The organism is Paenibacillus sp. 01T422, assembly GCF_056398785.1.
The window spans coordinates 1-2,485 of the sequence record NZ_JBFTQB010000932.1 but is presented as its reverse complement, the minus strand read 5'-3'; the positions used below and the strand labels follow the sequence as shown (position 1 = coordinate 2,485).

The following is a 2,485-nucleotide window of genomic DNA, read 5'->3' as shown; positions in this document are numbered from 1 at the left end:
ATACGGAGCTATGCCGATTATAAGTCGCTTGGGCATTGATCAAGAAAAACCGTCAGGGAAGTAATTCCTCCTGACGGTCCTTTTATGTTAGTATTCGAGCTCACGAACCCAGTAGTGCGCTGTTTCCACTATGAGCGGATATAGTACCTATTAGGCTTGACCTAGATTATTTTCTTCGTACAAGCGGTACATCGCTTGAATCAGAGGTTCAGCTGGATCACGGTTCAATAAGAATAACGTCATTAAATATTGCAAAGGAAGGGCGCAAGTGTTATTGCCATCTTGAACAGCAACGAAGCCGGCTTCTAGAACCGGGCCATGCTCCTCATGAAGCTCTAGATCAACATAGATCTTTTGATCTGGGAATTCTTCACGAACAGCTGATGCGCAGTAAGGAACAATATGTTTATCCAGCAATTCTTTCGCCTGATCTTCCGTTTGCGGCGGATTAGGAAGTGGATGGTTCTCCGGGCTTCTCAACAAGTCCACAAAGAAGGAAGAAAGCCAGAGTCCAGCATTCGGATTTGTTTGGAAATTTCTCATAATTTCATTTAAGAAAAACCCACATGACGTGGACTTCTCATCTTTTTTAAGTGTAAAAGCAAACATCGGGCCATACGTCGGATTATTTCCGATTTGCCCATCGACTTCATATTCGGGAAATTGCGCCTTCATAACTTCGTTCATGTGCTGAAACCAAGTCATAATGATCTGGGCCTGCTCTTGTTCCAAATCTTGTGCGTTATTTTCTTCGGTTTGTGTTTCGATCTCTTTTTCTGTCATTGTGGTAAAAGCCTCCTGAATCATTCATATTGGCACGAATATTCCTATTGTACCGCATTTGATCCAGATCAGAAAGCTATTGTTGCATTTTTAGGGACGGATGCGGACGACGCCAACCTCAGAAGCATTCACCGAGATCGAGTTCCCTCCTTGACCAATCGTTGCGCTCGCGGATTGTCTTACTCTCACTTTTGTTTTTCCGCTGCTATAGCTCGATTTTTTGTTTGATTTGCGCTGCATACAAAACAACGCTGTGTATTGCTGTAGCATATGCAGCGTGCTGACAGGCTGTATCCGCTGGTACATAAGAGGGAGCACAATAGCCTATATAAAAAGATCCTTATAATCGCTTAGGAGTCGGCATGCCAAGCAGTTCAAGCGCTTCATGTAGAGTGGCCTTCACCGTTTGTGTGATCCATAAACGGTGGGAGATACTTTCTTCGCTCCCTTTTAATACCGGACAAGCACTATAGAAATGATTGAACAGGGATGCCAACTCAAACGCGTAATGACAAATCAAGCTAGGAGCCAATTGCGAGGTGGCATTCTCCAAAGTTTCCGGCCAGTAAGCGATATGCCTCAGCAGCTGGTATTCCTGATCTTCCAATAGGGTTCCATTAAACTTGGCTTCAATCGCTTGCAAACGATCATCTTTCTTCGCTTTGTACAGAATACGGTTCGCTCTTGCGTAGGCATAAAGCAAATAAACGCCAGTATTTCCAGTCACCTCTGTTGCCTGCTCCAGATCAAAAATCACTTCCGTTTGCAGCTGATACTTCAGCAAATAGTAACGGATCGAGGCCGCGGCGATGGATCTGCTGGATATTCCCGCTTTTCTTGAACGCTTAGCATCTATGACTTTCTCCATGCGATCAAGAAGGTCGGCGACTTTAATGCCAATGCCTTGACGACCTGACATCGCATAGGAGCTTTTACCTTCGGAAGTATCCAGGCCAAGCCCCGCCGCTGTATCAGGACTCAGCGATACAACGCCGTAGCTTACATGCTTGAGCTGGCTCGCCTGCTGCTCATACCCAAGAACTTCAAGGGCCAGCTTCACCATTTCTTGCGGATACTGCTGACGATAGTCAATGACATTAATGACCATATCTGCTTGCCCAATGGTTTTCTTGCCTCCTTGGGCAGCCGTTGACCATAAGCCGTCTTCCCACTTTTTATATACAAAATCATTTTCTAAAAGACCAAATTTCCACAGGTGATAAGCGATATCCTTCGCTGTGTAGGTGAGAATGCCATTGGAACGAACAAGCACTTTATCCCCTTGAAAATCTTGGCTGTCTGCTGGCGTTTCTCCCCCTTCATCGAGGTTTTTCAACACCCAGCAGCCTGCCAATTTTCCTTCTGTCACTTTGTGAAACATCTCCGTTTTGCTGAGCAGTTCGAAGGTTGTATCCCAAAATCCTGCACGAACAATACTGCTTTCCCAAACCAGCACATCATAAGTGATACCGAATTGTTTCATTTCCTCCAACTGCTCACGTACAATTCGCTCCGCTACCAGTGCGCCCATCCAAGCAAGATTCGATGTCCCGCTTTCAATGGCATGAAGCACCACAGAACGCTGCTCGACTAACTCTGGTTGTGTTTTATAAACTTGATTCACCTTGGCGTAGGTTTCCCAACAAAAATCTCCGAAACGCGGAAAATTCTCCTCGGTTTGCGTATGAAGTATACCTACAAC

Annotated in this window: 3 protein-coding genes; all 3 read right to left on the bottom strand. The window is 45.4% G+C overall.

Going from position 1 to position 2,485, the window contains the following annotated elements; genetic code table 11:
* Positions 1-150: 150 nt before the first annotated feature.
* A complete protein-coding gene (locus AC1DUA_RS33660) occupies positions 151-783 on the bottom strand; it encodes a hypothetical protein (protein ID WP_477503877.1) in 633 nt (210 codons plus the stop codon).
* Between the two features lie 90 nt (positions 784-873).
* A complete protein-coding gene (locus tag AC1DUA_RS33655) occupies positions 874-1,089 on the bottom strand; it encodes a hypothetical protein (protein ID WP_477503876.1) in 216 nt (71 codons plus the stop codon).
* A 34-nt stretch (positions 1,090-1,123) separates the two neighbouring features.
* The coding region (locus tag AC1DUA_RS33650; RefSeq protein WP_477503875.1) for a DALR anticodon-binding domain-containing protein at positions 1,124-2,485 on the bottom strand (1,362 nt) is incomplete at its 5' end.

Coding starts and splice junctions, on each gene's coding strand:
- AC1DUA_RS33655 (WP_477503876.1), bottom strand. CDS start 1,089: ATGTACCAGCGGATACAGCCTGTCAGCACGCTGCATATGCTACAGCAA.
- AC1DUA_RS33660 (WP_477503877.1), bottom strand. CDS start 783: ATGACAGAAAAAGAGATCGAAACACAAACCGAAGAAAATAACGCACAA.